A 13,353-nucleotide genomic window follows, 5' to 3' on the forward strand; every position below is an offset into this window, starting at 1 on the left:
TTAGCTGTTAAGTAAGTGCCATTCAATTCTGCCCCCTAAAAACGACAGTCTCCACAAGTAAACGATTGGCCGGGATGCATGATGCGCTACTTGGGCGTGATCGGTTTCTAACAATTTTTGATCCCGTTTCGATGTCAGTGCCACACGACTAGCGTCTGGAATATCCACCATGCCACTGTCGCTGTCGGCGCAGCTCATTAAGGCCGTTGAACCCAGCTAGACCTAAGAATATTCTGAAGTAGGCCGCTCTTTTTCGACTGCTGAGCCATCGGCGCATTCAGAAACGGCACCGTTCAACGTTGATCAAATCTGCCGGTTATTTTTTGCTTTTTTGCTCTTGGGAGGCCCTCACAGCGGCCATTTCCCCACTACTGACGCACATCTCCTGTACTGAAGAGGACATGTCGACGAGCCACCTACTGGTTTGACAGAGCGAACTGCGTTGCCATCTGAGCCGTGTTCTTCAGCACGCCCCGTAAGTGCACCTTGGTATAAATATACTGGCGCTTGATTACCCAATTGGACGCTCAACATTTGAGCTAACCTGAGCCTTAGCCTTCTCTATCTTTCGTATCACCTTGTAAATACACTGCTTTTTCCATGTTTTCTGTAGGTGCTGCGCCCGGCTGCAACCGGCCAGATGACTGGGCATCCCGCATGTTCTTCGCGCTTTTCAATATCGGTGTAACCCGAATTAGCGCAGATCTTGTTCTCAGCACTGTGCAGGAGTTCACCAACCCGGGTTACGTCCGCGACGTTGGCAGCCATGACCGCCACGCTGCGGACCAGCACAGACTCATCGTCAACACCAATGTGCGCCTTGGCCCCAAAGTAATACTGGTTGCCTTTCGTCGCTTGGTGCATTTCGGGTCCCGCACGCCTTCCTTATTCTTGGTCAAACTGGGTGCATGAATAAGCGTGGCACAGACGATGGTGCCATGTCGGACTGACAAACCACGGTCGCCCAGATAACCATTGATCACGCCGAGAAAGCCTGTGGCCAATTCGTGTTTTTCCAGCAGGCGACGGAAGTTGCGGACGTTAGTTTCATCGGAAATTCGTTCCAGATACAACCCGGAAAACTGGCGCAGAATCGACGCCTCGTAAAGCGCCTCTTTCATGGCCAGATCGCTGTAACCGAACCAGTTCCGCATTAGATGCACCCGCAGCATCGCTATTAACGGATAGGCTGGACGACCACCTTCGCCCTTCCGGTACGACCTGGATCCATTTCGACCAGGGATAGTTCCTTACAGGTCGATTTGCGCTTGCCACCATACTTCGTAAGCGTCTGCCGAACCCATCTTGAATAACTGGATTGGGAATCCAATCTACCTATTTTCGAACGGTCGTCGAGGTCGATGCGTTAGCTCTGAGCACCATGACAGAAACAGTGCCGCTGGAGGCCATACTGATTCGAGTACGTGATGTTGGAATTTCGGCGTTGTTGCTATACGATCTTCTCAGGAGATGGCATTCGTCCTTGAACCGCCTTGTGCTGATGATGCCTACGTGAACCCTGGACAGGGTGCGTAGGCGTATCCGTTCCCTGTCTCTAATCTAGGACAGGATTATGATCCTTCTACCCCAGTCTCCAGTTTCTTTCTGTGCTTACCTGCTACCTGTTTGGCCTAGGTCTGACGAGGTGAGCCCACCATGTTGAAATCACTTGTAGTTATCGCCGTTGGCGCGTCACTTGGTGCCTGGTTGCGCTGGCTCTTGGGCATGAAGCTAAACGCTCTGTTCCCTACGATTCCCCCAGGCACGGTGGTTGCAAACATGATCGGGGGCTACATCATCGGCTTAGCTATCGCGTTTTTGGTCGCATCCCCCATCCTGAGTCCTGAGTGGCGTCTGCTGATCATCACGGGTTTCTGTGGCGGGCTTACAACTTTTTCTACGTTTTCGGCAGAAACAGTTGCCTTGATCCAGGAAGGCAGACTTCTCTGGGCGTTCGGCTCAGTTTTAATACACGTCGTGGGTTCGCTGGCGATGACGGTTGCAGGGCTTCTGTCCTATCAAATGATCGGCACGCGTTGAGGAGATGAAAATGAAAGGTTTTCTGGTGATTTTCTTTACCCAACAGAACCGTCGTTATCAGGGAAAGATGCTCGGCGACTGGATCATAGATTTGGCGAAAGAAATGGGACTACGTGGTGCGACCCTATCTACGGGTATTGAGGGTTTTGGGCATACCGGTCGGTTGCACTCCTCGCATTTTTTTGAACTGGCGGATCAGCCTACCGAGATTCGTTTGGCTATCACCGAGGACGAATCCAAACGGCTGTTCAAGCGATTGGAGCTTGAGGATATATCCGTGTTCTACATAAAGACTCTAATTGAAATGGGCTTCGTCGGCAAAAAAACCACCTAGTCCGGCATTCTTTTATCAGGCACGGCTTCAGGATATCTTCCTGTGCATACTTCCCCTGCAACATGATTTTACATTTTGAGCGGAGCTAGCTAACATCGACGGACTGGAGATGGCATTCCTCCATTAACCAACCGCTGCGTCCGTAGCAGCTGATGATGCCTACAGAAACCTGATCAAACCAGGTCTGTAGGCGTTCGCGCTCAGAATCCCCTTTTTGGTCAGGCCCACTTACTTTTTTGTGGCTGGCCAAATGTCTAAATTTCGACGACCTGAACAACTCGACTTACTGCCCTATATAGCGAAATGGCTTGCGCTAGCTGGTCTTGTAGCTCTTTTGGCAGGCTCTGCTTCTGCGTTATTCCTCCTATCCTTGGATCATGCTACCCAGTGGCGAGAAACCCACCCCTGGGTGATCTGGCTCCTGCCAGTGGCTGGCTTTGCTGTGGGACTTGCATATCACTTGATAGGCAAACCCGTTGATGCCGGAAACAACCTGATCATTGACGAGATCCACGATCCTAAGAAGATCGTGCCATTGCGCATGGTGCCGATGGTGCTGATCGGAACCGTGGTTTCCCACCTCTTCGGTGCATCTGTTGGACGTGAGGGTACGGCGGTGCAGATGGGTGGCGCTCTTGCCGACCAACTGACGCGTGCCTTCCGTCTGCGCCGCGAAGACCGGCGAGTGATTCTCATGGCGGGCATCAGCGCTGGCTTTGCGTCCGTCTTCGGCACTCCCCTTGCTGGTGCTTTGTTCGGACTTGAAGTCTTGGCCATCGGACGTATGCGTTATGACGCGCTTTTCCCTTGCGTAGTTGCGGCAATCGTTGCTGACCAGGTGGGGCAAGCCTGGGGAGTGGTTCATACGCATTACGTCATTGGCGAAGTGGTTCCCGTTCAGCTCTGGAGCGTCATGGCTGTGGTAGCAGCAGGGATTATCTTCGGCCTCACTGGCCTGCTATTCGCGACAGCCACCCATAAGCTTGGGGCTTTCGTTAAACGACTTATCTCCTACTCGCCATTACGACCCTTCGCCGGCGGCCTTCTGATCGCAGTTGCGGTGTGGGCGCTCGGTAGTAACCATTACATCGACGTCGATAAGTACATCGGACTGGGCATTCCGAGCATCATCCAATCCTTTCAAATGCCAATGGCTCCTTGGGACTGGCTTGGAAAGATGATGTTCACCGTTGTTTCCCTGGGTACTGGATTCAAGGGCGGTGAAGTCACTCCGCTGTTTTACATTGGCGCCACTTTGGGCAATGCGCTAGCGCCCCTCTTGCATCTGCCCTTCGGCATGCTGGCTGGAATCGGTTTTGTCGCAGTCTTTGCGGGTGCTGCTAATACACCGCTGGCAACCATCGTCATGGCCATTGAGCTGTTCGGGCCTGAAATTGCGCCTCTCGCGGCTATTGCTTGTATCGCGAGTTACCTCGTATCCGGACACTCCGGGATCTACCACGCCCAGCGCGTCGGTCACAGCAAACATCACCGTCCTCTGCCGGAGGAAATCCGGCTCTCCGATATCAAGCAATTTCATGCTCAAAGTGAATCCGCCAGCGAGCGGAAAGTGACTCTTATGGGGGAAGAGAAATGACCGAACATCGTCAAGATCGCCTGACAGCTTTGCAGCTCTATTTCCCAGGCGCTAGTCGGGCTCGAGTTACAAATTTTTGGCATCACCTGAGTGCACCCGCACTTGCCCAACACCTTCTTAAAGTCGCGCAAAAAGCCAAGATTGAGCAGGTCATGCTCAAACCGATTACTGCAGGCTATTTGCCGGGCCATCGCATCTCCCATCATCACCCGGAGCTCGGTGATATGCGTCATCCCCAGTGTCTGGAACTGCTGGATACAGAGGGCAAGCTGCGCACCTTCCTACGCGACCACGCTGACGAGTTGCGCAAGGTGCGAGCAGTTCTTCTCTTATGCGAGTTACCGCTCAGTGAGGCCTTGTAATTCAGTTCGAAGAAACAGTTCGCAAATGAAGAGGCGTAGCCGACCAAGCGTTGGTCGCTATCGCCACATTAGAGGATTTTGCCATGGTCGGCTTTCAACTGACGTTTTTCACTGAACAGAGTACCAACTACCAGCACCTTCCACTTGGGGAGTGGCTGGTCGACTTCGCCAAGCGACAGGGTGTTTTGGGGGCAACGCTGGTGAGCGGTACGGAGGGGCTAGATCATTTGGGACATTTACATACCGCACATTTCCTCAGCGGTTCCGATCATCCCGTCACGGTGACGATATCCACTGATGAAGCTGGGTGCGACAGGTTGCTGGAGGCATTGGCAAAGGAGTCGATTTCTCTGAGCTACCTCAAATTACCTATCGAGTACGGTCGGGTCGGTCGAACACAAAACTGAAGATGCATGCCTCCAAGCAACCAATAACGACAAGGATAAGCTCCATGTACCGAGTTTATAACCTTCCTCCACAAGCAACGACCGCTGGATGGGTTCGCGACAATAAACGACTGATGACAGGACTGATTTTTTGGTCGTTACTCGTTGCAGCCGTTGCGGACAGCCAGCGAGTTTCCAACGATGGCTGGTACACCGTCACCTCGCTGGAAGGCGCGTTAGTCACGTTGCGCATGCCCAACGAGAAATCTTGCAAAGCGGATCTGTCGCACACCTGCATACCCGGCTACGAGTTACGAGCACAAAGACGTTGAAAATGATTCACCTATATCCCAAGGAGAAACGAATGAGCACTCGAATTCAAGCGATTCACGCACGCGAAATTCTCGACTCTCGCGGTAACCCTACCGTTGAAGTCGACGTCGTCCTGGAAGGCGGGGCACAAGGACGTGCTTCCGTACCCTCCGGTGCCTCCACGGGAACTCACGAGGCAGTTGAGTTGCGTGACAACGATATAAAACGCTATTCCGGCAAGGGAGTGCTCAGAGCCGTTGGTAACGTCAACGGCGAGATTTTTACATCGTTGAGAGGTGCTAATGCTCTTGATCAGCAACGAGTAGATCGCCTGATGATTGAGCTGGACGGAACACCTGACAAATCTCGGCTTGGAGGTAACGCTATTTTGGGCGTAAGCCTCGCCGTTGCCAGAGCGGCGGCTTCTGCGATGAGAGTGCCCTTGTTCCAATATCTGGGCGGCGAGCAAGCAGCAAGAATGCCCGTTCCAATGTTCAATATTCTCAATGGCGGGGTTCACTCCAACTGGCAAGGCCCTGACTTTCAGGAATTCATGATTGCACCTACAGGGGCTGGCAGTTTCAGAGAAGCCTTGCGTTGGGGAGCAGAGGTTTATCACGAACTGAAAGTCGTACTGAAAGAGGCTGGCTACTCGACAGCGGTGGGTGATGAAGGCGGTTTTGCACCCGCTCTCAAAAAGAACTCGGATGCTGTTGAGCTGATACTCCGGGCGATTGAAAGCGCCGGTTATGCGGCAGGATCTCAGATCGAGATCGCCATCGACCCGGCGTCCAGCGGCTTTTATGAAAACGGTCTTTATCACCTACGCTCAGAAGGGCGCAAGGTGGATGCCGAAGAGTTGATTGGCCTGTATTCCAGTTGGGTAGATAAATACCCGATTGCGGTTCTGGAGGATGGCCTAGCCGAAGATGATTGGGCCGGCTGGAAGCAGCTAAATAACGTGCTGGGTAAAAGGATCGAGCTGGTTGGAGATGATCTGTTTGTCACCAACGTCGAGCGGATTCAGCGAGGAATCACAGAAAATGTTGCCAATGCCGTACTGATCAAACCCAATCAAATAGGCAGTCTGACGGAGACCAAAGCGGCCATCAAAATGGCCTACGGAGCAAATTGGGGAGCGATGGTTTCTCATCGTAGCGGCGAGACTGTGGACAGCTTCATCGCTGATCTGACTGTCGCTATGGGGACTGGCCATCTAAAAACTGGAGCTCCATGCCGAGGGGAGCGAATCGAGAAATACAATCAGTTTCTGAGAATAGAGGAGCATCTTGGCAACCGTGCGTTTTATGCAGGACATGGTGCATTCGTGCGCTGATCGCCTATAGCCGGTAAACCTGTTGGGTTGGTAAGCGTAAAAACCAAAGCATATGTAGCACTTGGCAAAACGTCAGCGGCATTAGCCGGGGATGCGGACAAAAACTTGGACTGGTTATGCCGCGAAGCCCAGGCTCTCACGATACTCAACGGGACTGAGAGCGCCGAGGGAAATCTTAATGCGTTTCTCGTTGTACCAGCGGATGTATGAGTCAAGGGCTTGAATGAACTGCTCGATGCTCGTTGACTGCCAGTTGCGAGGATAGAACAGCTCCGTTTTCAGCCGGCCGAAGAAGCCTTCACAAGCCGCGTTATCAGGTGAGCAGCCCTTGCGCGACATAGACCGAATTAGCTTCGCATCAGCGATGCGGGATAACCAGCCGGGCCAGCGGTAGTGCGCGCCACGATCGGAGTGAACCACAGGCCGTTTATCGATGCCGGCCACCGTTTCGACAGCGGCATCCAGCATCGTGTTCACGAGCTCGGCGTCGGGACGCGTGCCGATCGACCAACTGATAACCTTCCCATCGAAGCAGTCGATGACTGGAGACAGGTACACCTTGCCGGCCGGGATCTGGAACTCCGAGATGTCAGTCAGCCATTTCTCATTCGGAGCAACAGCTGTGAAGTCCCGGTTGACGAGATTTTCCGGCGCGGGACTGATCTCCCCGAGGTAGGAACCGTATCGACGCCGTTTTGGCTTGGCGACGACCAGGCACTCCTGCTTCATCAAACGCTGCACCACCTTCTCTGACAAACGCACGCGCTGCCGGCTCAGCGAAGCCCTCATCCGTCGGTAGCCATAGCAGCGATGATTGCGCTCGAAGATGTCTGTCATGGCACGACGCACTTCGGTGTATTTTTCCGCCACCTGCATTCGGGCTCGATGGTAGAAATAGGAACTTCGGGCCAAGCCCAGCGCTTCAAGCAACTCTGACAAGGAGTATGTCTGCCTCAGGGCATCAGCCAGCAATGTCTTCTCCCGGTTGGTCAGTATCTGCCGGTCGATGCCCGTATCTTTTTTTATGAGTTCATTCGCCTTCATCAACAGGTCGTGTTCAAGCTGCAGACGGCGCACGTCGAGCCTGAGAGATTCGAGTTGTCGTTCCAACTCTTCTCGCTCCGATGACGATGGGGCGTCTAGTCGGCGTTTCATGGATGCAGATACCTCTGGGCCGAGTAGCTGGTTTTTCCAGTTGTACAAGGTCGGCCTACATACGCCTAGTTTTTCAGCCAGGGCTTTCGCACTTTCTTTTCGCGTGCACAGCGCGATGACCGCTGCATGCTTCATCGCTGGCGGGCGGGCCAACCCGTCAGATCGGCCAACGACACGCGTATGCAACTCGGGGTGCAATTCGTAAATCCAGGCACGCAACGAATCCCGTGCCGGGTAGCCCAGCGCCGTGACGGTAGCGGCGATGCTGCGACCGTGTTCGAGATAGTACTCGACAGCCTTTTCCCTTTGGGCCAATGAGTACTTCGACTTCGAGGTCTTGTAGCCACGCGCCAAGTCGAGGCATCGCTCATACTCTGCATACCAGCTCTTTAAAGAGTTCTTCGTCGGGTAGCCCAGCTGACGAATCGTCACCCCGATGCGTTTGCCCACTTTTATGTAGAGTTCGACCGCTCGGATGCGGTCTTCGTATGAATACATGAACTACCTCCAGGTAGTCCAAGATTTCCGCCGCATCCCCGGTGGGTCAGTTTTCAATCAGCGCCAACATCCTGACCCTCGCAGGCCTATTCATGCCCCCATTAGCTGTCCATGCCAACGCACTCGACTCAACCGCAGCCCCCTTTGCGCAAGACGCCGTCTACCAACTGCGCATCTACGAAATTTTCGATAACAACAAGGTTGCGTTTCATGAGCGATTTCGTGATCACGCCATGCGCATCATTGCCCGTCATGGGTTCGACATCATCGCCCTGTGGGAAACCAAGACCGGCCAGCGTACCGAGTTTGTCTATCTGATAAGATGGCCGGATACCGAGAGAATGCGCCAGGGCTGGGTAAAGCTGATGGCTGACCAGGAATGGTCCGCCATCAAAGAAAAAAGCGCCGCGGAGCACGGCGCAATGGTGGGCCAGATTCAGGAAAAGGTGATGGCGTTGACCGACTATTCACGGATACCTGCCGGCCTGCCACGGCCTTGATGCATGTGCGATTACAGTTCCTTGAAACGGTGGCGCGGCCTCCCGGGCACCGGCAACCGGATGCTGTAGATATTGCCCGCCGCCGGATAGTCCGCGTGCTCGGCCGCCGACATGCCGAATTTGGCGGTGGTAATGAACAAGGTGCGCATATCCGGTCCGCCAAAGCAGCAACTGGTGGGGCGTGGCACCGGCACCGGCAAGGTCTCCAGCAGGACCCCATTGCGATCGTACTGCAGCAGGCAGCCTCCGTTGAATTGGCAAACCCACAGGTTATCCTCGATATCCAGCGCTAGGCCGTCCGGTCGGCCCAGTTCTTCCGGTGTCCGGGCGAACACCGATACCTGTTGCAGGTAGTTGCCGTTCGCCAGATAAGGAGCGCGGTAGAGAGTGCGGGCCACCGAATCGACGAAAAACAACTCGTCGCCCTCACTTGCCCACGCCAGTCCGTTGGGCAGGCTGATGCTGTCCAGTATCACCGAGGCGTTCAGACCGGCGTCGTAGCGATAGAGCTTGCCCGTATTGCGGCTGTGACCTTCATCCATCAAGCCGGTGATGAAGCGGCCCTGGGGGTCGCATGCACCATCATTGAAGCGATAGGACGACAGCGTAATGGCCAGCTTTGAATTCTGGGTGACCCGCAGGCTGGTGCGGTCGAGGATGGCAACGCCAGCATTCTGGGTGAAAATCAGGTTGCCCTTTTCAGTCAATGCCAGGGCGCCAATGCGCGCAGGCGACTCATACAGCCGCGTCAGGTGGCCATGTTGGTCCAGGGCATTGATCTGGCCGCCACTGATGTCGACAAACAGCAGGCACTGATGGGTTTCATCCCAGACAGGGCTTTCACCCAGATCGGCCTGGCACGGTGAAAACAGTTTTAGCTCTTCCTGAGCAGACATATTCAACGCTCCTTGATTTGGTCCCAAAGCTGGGCAACTTGTTCGGCACTGGTAGCCTTCACGCGGGCCAGATCGACGGGGTAATCGACACCTGGGTTTTCGACAAACCGCGTCGCCGTAAACTGGCCATTGCTGGCACGCAGGACATAACCGGAGTCCTGGCAGTGCTGCGACGCCAGGAACACCACGCCAGGCGTCACCCATTCAGGCTTGAGGTTCTCCGGTTCGCCCGTCACGCCCCACATGCGGGTCTTGGCCACTGGGGATACCGCATTGACGAGGATGCCGGCTTCCGTGCCTTCCATGCTCAGCGCATTCATGATGCCCAGTTGTGCCATCTTGCCGGCGGCATACGCCACCAGGCCCGGTTGGGCATATTGCTGGTACATCGCTCGGTCGGATGACGTCAGCACGACCCGTGCGGCAGCAGACTGTTTGAGGTGTTTCCAGGCATGTTTGCATAACCACACGGGGGTATAGATATTGATATCCACCGCGCGGCCGATGAATGTTGCATCGGCCTCTTCAATCGCCTGATAACCGACCCAACCGGCGTTGTGAATCAAGATGTCGAGTTGGCCAAACGCCTCGATGGCCGTTGCCACCAATTGCTCGCAACCCTGTTCGCTGGACAAGTCGCCATGATGCCCTAACACGTTGAAACCTTTGTCCCTGAGGGTTTTCGCAGCCTCCATGGCGATGGAGCCATCGCCCCCGGCGCCCAGCTTATCTGAGCCGATATCACTGATCACGACATTGGCGCCCTGCGTGGCTAGCGCGTGTGCATAACTAAAACCGAGCCCTCGGCCAGCGCCCGTTACAACTGCAGTCTTTCCTGTAAAGTTCATTGGCTGTTTCCTCTTGAGTGCCACCTCACCTTAACAATGAATATTCACGCTGTTTAATACTAACGGCGGCGCAAGTTGATACCTGGTTCATATCAAGTTGATGTTTAATCCGAATGATTCCTTGATGATTATTCGCCTGAAGGCCCATCCGGAACCTTCCCCACGGCATTCAGACCTGCTCGATAGCGCTTGCAAGTTTTGGATCCAAAGTTCAGCTTAGCCATGTTTATTCCTTAGTCGAGCGCCTGTTTACCGGTACCATTGCCGCACCCAGTCCACAGATCAGTTCAAATGAAGGAACAAAAGAAATGATCGAAACCCGCCTGCTACGCCAATTCATCGCCGTGGCCGAAGAGCTGCATTTCCACAAGGCCGCCATTCGCCTGCACATGGCCCAGCCCCCGTTGAGCCAAGCCATCAATCGGCTGGAAGACAAACTGGGGTTCCGTCTGTTCACGCGCAATAAACGCGGGGTCAAGCTGACCCCGGCCGGCGGTGCATTCCTGAACGCTGCCTACAGCACGTTGAAGGAGTTGGAGCTGGGCATCGAACACGCACGCCAGGTGTCCGAGGGCATTGCCGGCAAACTCACGGTGACTGCGGTGTCGATCGCCTACTACGAGTCACTGCTCAGTACCCTGCGCCAGTTCCGCGAGGCCTACCCCAAAGTCCAGTTGATCATCAAGGAGATGCCCTCTTCCAGCCAGGCCAAGGCTATTCTGTCGGGAGAAGCGGATATTGCCTTCATGCGCAAGTTGCCGATCTCGGCGGAAAACGTCGAGTCACGCCTGTTGCTGGACGAAGAGATCGTGATGGCGCTGCCCGCCCATCACCCGAAGGCGAAGGAAGGTCAGATCGACTTGAGGGATTTCGCCGGGGAAGACTTCGTATTCACCCCCGAAGCCCTGGGCACCGGCTATCACAGTCAGCTGATCGCCTTGTGTGAAGCCGCCGGTTTTTACCCCAAGGTGGTGCAGGAGGCCGCGCAGATCCATACCTTGATCGGCTTGGTGGCCTGCGGTTTCGGCGTTGCCCTGGTGCCTGAGTCGATTGCCAACTCAATCATGCGCGACAAGGTCCTGTTCCGCCGGATCTACCCCGTGACCGCCTCCCCCAACCCGGCCATCGGCCTGTACATGAGCTGGAACACCCACAACGAATCACCGTTGATGGACAGCTTTATTTCCATGCTCGACTTCAACGCCGCTCCCCGGGTCGAGGGGATGCTGGCCGCCCAGGTCAGTTAGAGCGCCAGCTGGTAATCCTTGAGCCACGCGGCAAGGGACAAGGCGGTTTCCAGGTTATTGCGCTTGAGCTGGGAGTTGAAATCACCCAGAGGCTGTTCAAGCTCGCGACGCAAGTGCGTGCGATCAATAATCTGGAAGACCGGGTTGTCGGCCTGTTGCAACAACGCTTGGGTATGCGCGCGCAGGAACTGTTCATACGCCAGGTTGGCAGACGTCGGGTATGGACTCTTTTTGCGCTGCAGCACGGCGTCAGGTACCAGGTCGGCACAGGCCTGCTTGAGCAACCACTTTTCCACCCCGTCCTTGCCCTTGATGCTCCAGGGTACGTTGTAGACGTATTGCACCAGTTCATGGTCGGTGAACGGCACGCGCACTTCGAGGCTGGCGTACATGCTCAGGCGGTCCTTGCGATCCAGCAGGATCGGCAGCCAGCGATGCAGGTGCATGTGGCAGACTTCGCGCATCCTGCGCTCCTCAGGGCTGTCGCCCTGCAGATGCTCGACGCTGTCGACGGCCTGGCCGTAACTGCTGCGTTGGTATTCGGCGAAATCACACAGTTTGTTGAAGTCCGGGTTGATCATCTCCGACCGCAGCAGCTGCATGCGTGAAAGCCAGGGGAAGCGCGGGGCTTCAAGCGCCTGGGAATCGCGAAACCAGGCATAGCCACCAAATACTTCATCCGCCGCTTCACCGGAAATGGCCACGGTGGAGTGCTGGCGAATAGCCTTGAATAGCAAGTGCAATGAGGTGTCCACGTCGCCGAACGTCTGGGCCGAATCGTTGGCCCTGAACACCGACTGCCGTGCCGCCTCGCTCACCAATTCCTGGTTGTCGATCAGGATGGTCTGGTGATGGCTGCCGATCGTTTCGGCCGCCGCCAGCGCAAAGGGCTGGTCGCGATCCGGACGGAAAGTATCGGCACGAAACTGCTCTGCTTGCCCGACAAAGTCGACCGAAAACGAGTTGACCACACCGCCGTGTTCGACTTGAAGCTTTTTCTGCGCCATGGCCGTGAGAACGGTTGAGTCCAGGCCACCGGAAAGTAAGGAACAGACCGGCACGTCGGCATACAGTTGTTCGCCCAGGGCCTTTTCCAGCAAGGCCCGGGTTTTTTCGACGGTCTGCGCTTCGGTGTCGGTGTGCTCGTGACGCTCTACCGCCCAATAGCGCTGTACGCTCGGTGCACGTCCGGCCAGCAATTGCAGGCGATGGCCAGGCGGCAATTCACGAATGCCCTTGAAAGCGGTCTGCGCGGTCGCTTTGCACAGGGACAACGCATCCACCAGGCCCACGACGTCCAGCGCTCGCTGGAACTGCGGGTGAGCGAGAATGGCCTTGGGTTCCGAGGCGAACAGCAAGCCCGCGTCCAGCGCCGCATAAAACAGTGGCTTGACCCCCAGGCGATCGCGCAGCAGCAGGAAACGCCCCTGGCGCTCGTCGAAAATGGCCAGCGCAAACATGCCGGTGAGATGGTCGACGCATTGCTCGCCCCACTCCAGGTAGGCGTGCAGCACCACTTCCGTATCGCTGCGGGTGGTGAAGTGGTGCCCGGCCTTGCGCAAACGCTCACGCAGCGGGACATAGTTATAGACCTCGCCGGTGTACACCATCGCCACCGTCGCGCCGCCTGCGGTGGTGAATGTCATCGGTTGCGCGCCGCCGCTCAAGTCAATGATTGCCAGCCGGCGGTGCCCAAGCAATGCGTGCTGGCCCTGCCAGATTCCCTCGGCATCCGGGCCGCGTCGCGTGAGGCTGGCGGTCATTTTCTCCACCAGCGGACGTTGATCGTTGAGGTCTCGGGTAAAGTCGACCCAGCCTGTAATTCCACACATGTCAGAGAAT

13 protein-coding genes, 1 pseudogene and 2 riboswitches are annotated in these 13,353 nt (G+C 55.6%); of the genes and pseudogenes, 9 read left to right on the forward strand and 5 right to left on the reverse strand.

The window, feature by feature from the left end:
* Positions 1-416 precede the first annotated feature (416 nt).
* A pseudogene (locus ACI77D_RS28410) lies at positions 417-1,330 on the reverse strand (IS5 family transposase).
* Between the two features lie 127 nt (positions 1,331-1,457).
* Positions 1,458-1,518, forward strand: a riboswitch (Fluoride riboswitch).
* Between the two features lie 138 nt (positions 1,519-1,656).
* Between ACI77D_RS28410 and crcB the strand changes: the two are divergent.
* The 7 genes from crcB (at position 1,657) to eno (ending at position 6,367) form a co-directional block, all read left to right on the forward strand.
* The gene (gene crcB, locus ACI77D_RS28415; protein ID WP_407017987.1) at positions 1,657-2,040 is read left to right on the forward strand and encodes a fluoride efflux transporter CrcB; all 384 of its coding nucleotides are present in this window, start codon (positions 1,657-1,659) and stop codon (positions 2,038-2,040) included.
* Between the two features lie 10 nt (positions 2,041-2,050).
* Entirely contained in the window at positions 2,051-2,374 is a 324-nt protein-coding gene (locus ACI77D_RS28420; protein WP_406994488.1) for a DUF190 domain-containing protein, read from the forward strand.
* Positions 2,375-2,470: 96 nt separating this feature from the next.
* Positions 2,471-2,543: riboswitch (Fluoride riboswitch) on the forward strand.
* A gap of 81 nt (positions 2,544-2,624) precedes the next feature.
* Positions 2,625-3,971, forward strand: coding sequence for a voltage-gated chloride channel family protein (locus tag ACI77D_RS28425; protein ID WP_406994489.1), 1,347 nt, complete (start codon positions 2,625-2,627; stop codon positions 3,969-3,971).
* A complete protein-coding gene (locus ACI77D_RS28430; protein ID WP_406994490.1) occupies positions 3,968-4,333 on the forward strand; it encodes a hypothetical protein in 366 nt (121 codons plus the stop codon). Before ACI77D_RS28425 ends, ACI77D_RS28430 begins: the two co-directional genes overlap by 4 nt.
* Before the next feature lie 83 nt (positions 4,334-4,416).
* Positions 4,417-4,740: a DUF190 domain-containing protein gene (locus ACI77D_RS28435; protein WP_406994491.1), complete on the forward strand. Its 324-nt coding sequence runs from the start codon at positions 4,417-4,419 to the stop codon at positions 4,738-4,740.
* A 44-nt stretch (positions 4,741-4,784) separates the two neighbouring features.
* Positions 4,785-5,051 (forward strand): hypothetical protein, encoded by a 267-nt coding sequence (locus tag ACI77D_RS28440; protein WP_406994492.1) that lies wholly within the window; start codon positions 4,785-4,787, stop codon positions 5,049-5,051.
* Positions 5,052-5,083: 32 nt separating this feature from the next.
* Positions 5,084-6,367: a phosphopyruvate hydratase gene (gene eno, locus ACI77D_RS28445; RefSeq protein ID WP_407017988.1), complete on the forward strand. Its 1,284-nt coding sequence runs from the start codon at positions 5,084-5,086 to the stop codon at positions 6,365-6,367.
* Positions 6,368-6,481: 114 nt separating this feature from the next.
* On the opposite strand, the gene ACI77D_RS28450 is transcribed toward eno, so the two are convergent.
* Positions 6,482-8,020: an IS3 family transposase gene (locus ACI77D_RS28450; protein WP_407017989.1), complete on the reverse strand. Its 1,539-nt coding sequence runs from the start codon at positions 8,018-8,020 to the stop codon at positions 6,482-6,484.
* 92 nt (positions 8,021-8,112) lie between these two features.
* Here ACI77D_RS28450 and ACI77D_RS28455 point away from each other — a divergent pair, with 92 nt between their 5' ends.
* The gene (locus ACI77D_RS28455; RefSeq protein WP_407017990.1) at positions 8,113-8,520 is read left to right on the forward strand and encodes an NIPSNAP family protein; all 408 of its coding nucleotides are present in this window, start codon (positions 8,113-8,115) and stop codon (positions 8,518-8,520) included.
* Between the two features lie 11 nt (positions 8,521-8,531).
* On the opposite strand, the gene ACI77D_RS28460 is transcribed toward ACI77D_RS28455, so the two are convergent.
* A complete protein-coding gene (locus ACI77D_RS28460; RefSeq protein WP_407017991.1) occupies positions 8,532-9,416 on the reverse strand; it encodes an SMP-30/gluconolactonase/LRE family protein in 885 nt (294 codons plus the stop codon).
* 2 nt (positions 9,417-9,418) lie between these two features.
* Positions 9,419-10,264 carry an SDR family NAD(P)-dependent oxidoreductase gene (locus ACI77D_RS28465; protein WP_407017992.1) on the reverse strand — a complete coding sequence of 282 codons (846 nt, stop codon included), beginning with the start codon at positions 10,262-10,264 and terminating at the stop codon, positions 9,419-9,421.
* Positions 10,265-10,572: 308 nt separating this feature from the next.
* On the opposite strand from ACI77D_RS28465, the gene ACI77D_RS28470 reads away from it, so the two are divergent.
* A complete protein-coding gene (locus ACI77D_RS28470) occupies positions 10,573-11,511 on the forward strand; it encodes a LysR family transcriptional regulator (protein WP_407017993.1) in 939 nt (312 codons plus the stop codon).
* Here ACI77D_RS28470 and asnB read toward each other — a convergent pair.
* On the reverse strand, positions 11,508-13,343 hold the full coding sequence (gene asnB, locus ACI77D_RS28475) for an asparagine synthase (glutamine-hydrolyzing) (RefSeq protein ID WP_407017994.1): 1,836 nt from the start codon (positions 13,341-13,343) through the stop codon (positions 11,508-11,510). The two genes, ACI77D_RS28470 and asnB, sit on opposite strands and share 4 nt — an antisense overlap.
* Between the last annotated feature and the right edge of the window lie 10 nt (positions 13,344-13,353).

It is taken from the genome of Pseudomonas sp. O39 (assembly GCF_045447295.1).
GTDB classification, from domain to species: domain Bacteria; phylum Pseudomonadota; class Gammaproteobacteria; order Pseudomonadales; family Pseudomonadaceae; genus Aquipseudomonas; species Aquipseudomonas antarctica_A.